At 53.5% G+C, this 5,912-nt stretch carries 12 protein-coding genes; 10 read left to right on the forward strand and 2 right to left on the reverse strand.

Going from position 1 to position 5,912, the window contains the following annotated elements; genetic code table 11:
- The 10 genes from IEX96_RS14165 to IEX96_RS13895 all read left to right on the forward strand — a co-directional run.
- The coding region (locus IEX96_RS14165) for a hypothetical protein (protein WP_229773765.1) at nt 1-221 on the forward strand (221 nt) is incomplete at its 5' end.
- A 47-nt stretch (nt 222-268) separates the two neighbouring features.
- A complete protein-coding gene (locus tag IEX96_RS13855) occupies nt 269-1,120 on the forward strand; it encodes a major capsid protein P2 (protein WP_150006424.1) in 852 nt (283 codons plus the stop codon).
- A gap of 4 nt (nt 1,121-1,124) precedes the next feature.
- The gene (locus IEX96_RS13860) at nt 1,125-1,442 is read left to right on the forward strand and encodes a hypothetical protein (RefSeq protein WP_150006425.1); all 318 of its coding nucleotides are present in this window, start codon (nt 1,125-1,127) and stop codon (nt 1,440-1,442) included.
- A gap of 204 nt (nt 1,443-1,646) precedes the next feature.
- The gene (locus tag IEX96_RS13865) at nt 1,647-2,261 is read left to right on the forward strand and encodes a hypothetical protein (RefSeq protein WP_150006426.1); all 615 of its coding nucleotides are present in this window, start codon (nt 1,647-1,649) and stop codon (nt 2,259-2,261) included.
- Nucleotides 2,258-2,806: a hypothetical protein gene (locus tag IEX96_RS13870; protein WP_150006427.1), complete on the forward strand. Its 549-nt coding sequence runs from the start codon at nt 2,258-2,260 to the stop codon at nt 2,804-2,806. The genes IEX96_RS13865 and IEX96_RS13870 overlap by 4 nt, the downstream gene beginning before the upstream one ends.
- A complete protein-coding gene (locus IEX96_RS13875; protein WP_150006428.1) occupies nt 2,806-3,387 on the forward strand; it encodes a hypothetical protein in 582 nt (193 codons plus the stop codon). Before IEX96_RS13870 ends, IEX96_RS13875 begins: the two co-directional genes overlap by 1 nt.
- Nucleotides 3,384-3,560, forward strand: coding sequence for a hypothetical protein (locus tag IEX96_RS13880; protein ID WP_188874152.1), 177 nt, complete (start codon nt 3,384-3,386; stop codon nt 3,558-3,560). Before IEX96_RS13875 ends, IEX96_RS13880 begins: the two co-directional genes overlap by 4 nt.
- A complete protein-coding gene (locus IEX96_RS13885; RefSeq protein ID WP_229773766.1) occupies nt 3,560-4,081 on the forward strand; it encodes a transglycosylase SLT domain-containing protein in 522 nt (173 codons plus the stop codon). The genes IEX96_RS13880 and IEX96_RS13885 overlap by 1 nt, the downstream gene beginning before the upstream one ends.
- Complete coding sequence (locus IEX96_RS13890) at nt 4,082-4,246, forward strand: hypothetical protein (protein WP_188874153.1); 165 nt, start codon at nt 4,082-4,084, stop codon at nt 4,244-4,246.
- Nucleotides 4,247-4,421: 175 nt separating this feature from the next.
- Nucleotides 4,422-4,646: a hypothetical protein gene (locus IEX96_RS13895; protein WP_150006430.1), complete on the forward strand. Its 225-nt coding sequence runs from the start codon at nt 4,422-4,424 to the stop codon at nt 4,644-4,646.
- Between the two features lie 288 nt (nt 4,647-4,934).
- On the opposite strand, the gene IEX96_RS13900 is transcribed toward IEX96_RS13895, so the two are convergent.
- The gene (locus IEX96_RS13900) at nt 4,935-5,237 is read right to left on the reverse strand and encodes a helix-turn-helix domain-containing protein (protein WP_150006431.1); all 303 of its coding nucleotides are present in this window, start codon (nt 5,235-5,237) and stop codon (nt 4,935-4,937) included.
- Nucleotides 5,234-5,671, reverse strand: coding sequence for a helix-turn-helix domain-containing protein (locus IEX96_RS13905; protein WP_150006432.1), 438 nt, complete (start codon nt 5,669-5,671; stop codon nt 5,234-5,236). The genes IEX96_RS13900 and IEX96_RS13905 overlap by 4 nt, the downstream gene beginning before the upstream one ends.
- Nucleotides 5,672-5,912: the final 241 nt, after the last annotated feature.

Below are 5,912 nucleotides of genomic sequence, written 5' to 3' on the forward strand. Positions count from 1 at the left end.
TTTTATCTTTAAAACATATAGTTAGGCTAGGTTGCGGCGGATTTCGTCAGCATCCCGGCCAACCCTCATTAAAACCATTCGGAGCACACAAAGTGGACGTTAAAGAAATTCTGTTTTTTGTCGGCTCGACCGTGGCGGGCGTTCTGATCGCGGGCGTAATTATGGGGCAGGGGCGCAAGCTGCCCGGCCTGAAACAGGCCCATGAGGGTTATGACAGCTAAGTCAAGCCGAGCGCCCAATTTACCTTAGATAGCTGGATAAAACACACATGGTACAGCGACTTAATGACAACGGGACGGATTTTAATAACGCCGTTCCAAACGGGCGGGCCACAATGGATTTGGACCGTACCGGAATCGTCGAGCGTCTCGACATTTACGTGGAAGAAAACGGCGAGCGCGTGGATCGTGCCCGCGTTGAATCCATTATCGGTGAAATCAAGATCCTCGTGAACAACCTGCCACAGCGCGAAATCGTACCTTCGCGGCTGTATAAGCTGGAAGAATTCAACGGTTATCCCATTCATGATGGCCGTATTCCGTTGCGATTTGCAGAAACCCATTTTGATGACAAGGCGCAGGGCTTTGCGTTGGCGTGGGGTACAGCAAACATGGACCAGTTCACGTTGCAGGTGCCTATCAGCAGTGACGCGCTAGGGTCCGTTCGTTTGCGGTTGCGCCGGGCCGAGCGTCCGGGAAATGCGGCGCTTGGAAACATCGTCACCACTCGCACCACGCAAGTTGACGTGACGGACCTCTACAAAGAATTCTCTTTGGAAGCGACAGAATTTTTTGGTGCGGGCGGTAAATCGCAGCGCCGGACAATCCACGGATTGCATATGTTTACCGACAAAATCGTGGATATTGAAGTTTGGCGCGGATCTGAAGTTTTAATCAAGCAGATTACCAAACAGGAGCTTGATGAATACTATGAAGAAGCCGGATATTTTCCGCAATCGGATATGTTCCACTTGGTGCCTCATGCGCTGATCGGATTGCTAGGCGATCAGTTCATTTTGCAAAGCGGTGACATCAAGTTTCCGCTCAAGCTCAAGATGAATCTGGCGGCTGGTGCCACCACTTTTGACATGCTCGTTCAGGAGCTTGGACCAAGGATTTGACAGTATGGCTTTGACCGATTTCTTTTCCGACATTTTAAACACCGGACTGGAAACAGCCGTACTGTTTCGGGATCAGGCTTTGCTTGGAAAGAATGCCGCTACCAAGGAGCTAGAGGCGTTCTTGGCTTCACAGGAAGCGGCATCTTTGGGCCTAGCAGGTGGACAGCCGGTTACGTCAACAGCCGTTCCAGAGTCACCGGCAGGCGCAGCTAATGCCACAATCCAAACAGGACCGCTCGCCGGGGTTCCCGTGTGGGTGCCGTGGACGGTTGGTGGCGTTGCGCTGGCCGCCGGGACGCTGGTCTTAGCCGCGAGATCATAGAATGGCTTTACCTTCATTCGGGGCTGGCTCGTCGCTTTCGTCTGGTCCTACGTCGAGTGATAGCGGCGACATTGTCGGTGGCGGATTTGCCACCGGCAATTTCACAACAGGCGATGGCGGGTTTTTTGAGCGGAACGCCGGGGCCTTAATTGTTGGCGCGGCTATCATCGCCGCTGGATTTTATTTCAGATCGAGGCGTTAAAGATGGGCCTTTTTTCTAGCAAAGCCAAAAGTGAAACGTCGAACGTCACCACAAACCAAGACAATCGCTCTGTGGTGGAGGATGCTTTTAACACCATCACGGAAATTGATTTCACAGACGCCAGCGACAACAGCCAGCAGTTCGAGTTCCGAGACGAGAGCGACAACAGCCAGCAGTTCGAGTTCCGAGATGAAAGCGATAGCTCTATTGGTGATGGGGCTATTATTGCCGGGGGAAGCGTCACAAACACGTTGTCCGATTTCGGCGCGATCGAGGCGGCGAATAGGATCAGCAGCGATGCACTAGAAACGAGCAGCAAGCTGGTTTCCGAAGCCTCAAAAAATGCGTTTGCATTCTCAACAGATACGGCGGACCGGGCGTTTGATTTTTCAAACGAGACGGCAGAGACCGCGCTTGGCTTTGCGATTGAAATCAATGACCGGGCTTTCAGCTTGGCGGATCAGGTGACTTCTGACGCCCAAAGAATAACCGCCGATAGTCTTGGAAATGCATTTTCACAGACAGCCAATGGCCTAGCCGAACAGCAACAAAAAACGCTGGTTTTTGTTGCCCTTGGCGCGATGGCTATTGCCGCATTCGGGATACTGAAATCATGAGCAGTTCGAGCCAAACGGCCCGCGTTCTTGCGGGGCTTACATATACGTTTGACGGCGGTGGCCAACAGGTGTCCGGCGTTAGCGTCCCATTCCCTATCGAGATTTCTTTAGATGGTGGTTCAACGTGGTCTTTATTCGATAGTACAACGTCGCTGGACGGCATCTTCAGGAAAATACTTTTCCGAAACATGACCGACACTGACGCGGACATTGTTTTTAACATTGCCAGCGAGCCCGGAGCATATCAGCGCCGCGATCTAGGCCAGTTGGTCGTTCGTCGCCCTACGATCTTGACAAATTGGGAGCGCATCGAGGTCGGAGACACGCCCGTTCGGCTTGTGCCGGTTGATCCGCAACGCGCTTCATTGACCATTCAGGCGGGAACAGCCGGGCTTTATGTGGGCGGAACTTCGGACGTGACGGACGATGTTTTCGCATTGGTGCCGGTTGGTCAAAAAATTGTGCTGGAAAACGGCGCCGAGGTGTGGGCGGTGAGAGCGCCGGGCGATTTGGCGGATGCTGGCATTATCGAGGAGCGCGATTGATGGCGGGATTTCAGACAAGCGCGGGGGCTGTCGTTATTACAACACCACGCCTTTTTCTTCTCGATCGCGTGGTGTTTCTGGTCAGCGGCACATGGACAAAACCGGCTGATGGCGCTGGCAATGTGCGGTCTGGGGTAGGTCAAGAGGTGCGCTATCGGCTGATCGGTGGTGGGCAATCGGGCAAGCACCAGGCTTCTAATGTACCGGGTGGATATGGTGGTCAAATCAGAGTGAATGCAATGAATATCGAGGATATGCCAGAATCCGTTGTCGTTGGTGTTGGAGCGGGAGGTACGGGCGTATATTTTGGTGGTGGCGGCTCCACGGTTTTGACGGGCATTGATACGGCCCACGGTGGGAGCAGGTCACGGAGGTCTATCAACCGGGCACGCGACGGGAGCGGGAGCGGTGATGATCCAGATATTAGGTCCACTACGACGCGGCAGGTGAGCACGCTTGATGATCCTTGGGGCGATATTCGTGGGGTCGGAGGGAGTAGCAAGTCGTCTACTGAGCAAGATGGCAATCTCCCCGGCGGTGATGGAGTGGCAGTCATTGAAGTTTGGGGGCTACCAGAATGATTGCAATTATTGAGGCTGGTAGGGTGGCCAATTTGCTGGTCGGTGATGAACAGGCGGCATTGCTTTTTGAGGGCGGCTTGTATGTATCCACAGATACAAACATCGGAATCGGCTGGCAGTATGTGGATGGCACGTTTATCGAGCCAAAGCCGGAAGATGGGGGCGAGGCGTGATGCAGGCGGCATTTATCCTCGCAGGCTTGGCCGGAGCCGTGGCGGTTCTATCCAGCAAGGCCGGGGCCGCACCAAATGGCCGGCTATCGCCGGAAGAAGTCGAGATTTTGGCCGAGCAAACCGTGAAATTTCATTTCCCGGCTGTGGATCCGTTGATGATCCGCGCAATGGTGGAAATCGAAAGCAGTCGGCAGCCTAGCGCATTGCGTGTCGAGCCGCATATTTCGGATGCAAGCGCGGGCCTCATGCAAACGCTCGTGAGCACGGCGCAATGGCTGCATGATGACATGGGGGCGCGGGCTTTCGGCCGGCCAACGCTGGAACGGCTGATGGACGCGGGAACATCCATGTATTTCGGAACTGCCTATATCAACTGGTTGCGGCGGTACAAGGGCCAGCCGAGGTCCGAACAATGGATTGTCGAGAGCTACAACGGCGGACCGGGCAACAGTAACAGCCAGACAAAAAACCATTACCAGAAATATCTAAAGGCCAAGCAGAGCCTAACAGGAGCGTTTTAAATGCCAGTTTTCCTTATTCCTTGGCTTTTGGGCGGTGCAATCGGCGGTGGCAGCGTTTTTCTCTTGGGGAAGGGGGCCGACAAAGTCACCAAGATGATGCTGATCGCCGGGGGGCTTGGCGCGGCCTTTGTTTTTCGTGATGAGATCAAGGGATTTATTAAATGATTGAAATTGTCGGCACAATCGGGGGCCTCGCATATGCGATGGCTAACATTGGGCTTTTGGTTCAGATCAGCACAAAACTTGGGCGGATCGAGGCCACGCAGGGGCACCATCATGTGCGGATCGAGCGGATCGAGCGGGCATGATCGAGCAAAAAACAAAGCAAGGAGATAATCGGATGAAGTTTTTCAAGCGGCGGTTTCGTGAGCCGAGCACGTGGGCGGGCATTGCAGCGATCTTGTCCGGTGTCGGTCTGGCCACCGGGCAATCGGGCGGCACACTGGACGCGACGGCGGACCTTATCGGCCAATCGACGCAGGCCGCAATGAGCGGCGGCTGGGAAATGGGCGTCACTGCGGGGGTAACGGGCCTTTTGGCCATGATTTTGGGTGAACGGGAGTAAACCGGATGGCGACATTGCGTAAACGAGCTGCGAAAAAGCGGCAATCGGGCCTCAAACGTGATGGCACGTTGAAAAAGGGATTTCGATTTGTAAAGGGCGGGCGGATCGTAAAGGCCAAGCGCTGACGGTCGCCGGATAACAAAATAGAACCGCCACTAGATCCAGTGGCGGTTTTTTTATGATCCATGAAAGCCTGGCTTAACTGGTTGTTTTTTGATCCATGAAAGCCTGGCTTAACTGGTTGTTTTTTGATCCAGTTTTATCGGATTCCGGTCTTTTGGTTCAAAATCAATCCACTAACGCCTGGCTAATTTCCCGCCCGATGATCGAGATGATTTGATCTTTATCCAGTTTATACTTGTGACAAAGAGCCAACAATTCCTTGATTGTTGGCGATTTTTCGCCTTTTTCGATCAAGACAAGCCGAGCGCGCGGTATCCCCAATTCTGTAGATACATCTCTTATCGAGAGTCGATCTTTGTATCTGCATGAAAAGGCAGATCCATAACCGGGGCGGATAGACTCTCGTTTTCGCCGCAGAAATTCGCCAAGGCCCATGGTGAATTCTTCTAGGTCGATCTGTGTTTTCATATTTCCCTCATAATCTGGCGGCGGCGGCGCGCCACAGTCTTTTGATGCAGGTTTAGGCGCTTACCGATTTCGACATCCGTCAGCCCGGCGCGATAGCTGCGCATGATCTGCCTGTCGGTTTCGATCTGTCGGGCTGATTTGATGCGGCTGGCGATTGCAGGCCGTAGGAGCCTCACAGAGTCCACAGGAACACAATAACGGGTCGCGGCATCCAAAACGGCCTTATCGGCGTCTGTGCCTCGGTCTATGGACTCGCAAGCGGCTTTGCAGGCGGCGAGAACGCGGCGGCGATAGTCCGCGCTGTTTCGTCTGTCACGGATGCGCATGGCGGCAGCATCGGCGGCGGCATCCAGATCGGCGGCAAGTTGTCGGGCGTTATCGGCCATGGTGCGAATTACAATCGGCGGAAAATCGTCGAGCGCAAGGGCAGTCATAAAGCAACATCCTTAAGGCGATCAGGCAAAAACCGGACGGCTTAAGGCGTGTGTGTAAAAGATCGGTATACGGCGGATCGCCTTAAGGCTTAAAAGCGCCTTAAGAACGGCCCAAAAATTATACATAATATAAATTATGCGTATTTTTCATATCTATAAATCCATGGACGATTTGAGGGTTGGCCGGGATGCTGACGAAATCCGCCGCAACCTAGCCTAACTATATGTTTTAAAGATAAAA

It is taken from the genome of Iodidimonas muriae (genome assembly GCF_014647255.1).
GTDB lineage: Bacteria > Pseudomonadota > Alphaproteobacteria > Sphingomonadales > Rhodothalassiaceae > Iodidimonas > Iodidimonas muriae.

Bases quoted from the DNA above. Each gene is read 5' to 3' on its own strand.
- IEX96_RS13865 (WP_150006426.1), top strand. From the start codon at position 1,647: ATGGGCCTTTTTTCTAGCAAAGCCAAAAGTGAAACGTCGAACGTCACC.
- IEX96_RS13870 (WP_150006427.1), top strand. From the start codon at position 2,258: ATGAGCAGTTCGAGCCAAACGGCCCGCGTTCTTGCGGGGCTTACATAT.
- IEX96_RS13905 (WP_150006432.1), bottom strand. From the start codon at position 5,671: ATGACTGCCCTTGCGCTCGACGATTTTCCGCCGATTGTAATTCGCACC.
- IEX96_RS13875 (WP_150006428.1), top strand. From the start codon at position 2,806: ATGGCGGGATTTCAGACAAGCGCGGGGGCTGTCGTTATTACAACACCA.
- IEX96_RS13885 (WP_229773766.1), top strand. From the start codon at position 3,560: ATGCAGGCGGCATTTATCCTCGCAGGCTTGGCCGGAGCCGTGGCGGTT.
- IEX96_RS13860 (WP_150006425.1), top strand. From the start codon at position 1,125: ATGGCTTTGACCGATTTCTTTTCCGACATTTTAAACACCGGACTGGAA.
- IEX96_RS13855 (WP_150006424.1), top strand. From the start codon at position 269: ATGGTACAGCGACTTAATGACAACGGGACGGATTTTAATAACGCCGTT.
- IEX96_RS13890 (WP_188874153.1), top strand. From the start codon at position 4,082: ATGCCAGTTTTCCTTATTCCTTGGCTTTTGGGCGGTGCAATCGGCGGT.
- IEX96_RS13895 (WP_150006430.1), top strand. From the start codon at position 4,422: ATGAAGTTTTTCAAGCGGCGGTTTCGTGAGCCGAGCACGTGGGCGGGC.
- IEX96_RS13900 (WP_150006431.1), bottom strand. From the start codon at position 5,237: ATGAAAACACAGATCGACCTAGAAGAATTCACCATGGGCCTTGGCGAA.
- IEX96_RS13880 (WP_188874152.1), top strand. From the start codon at position 3,384: ATGATTGCAATTATTGAGGCTGGTAGGGTGGCCAATTTGCTGGTCGGT.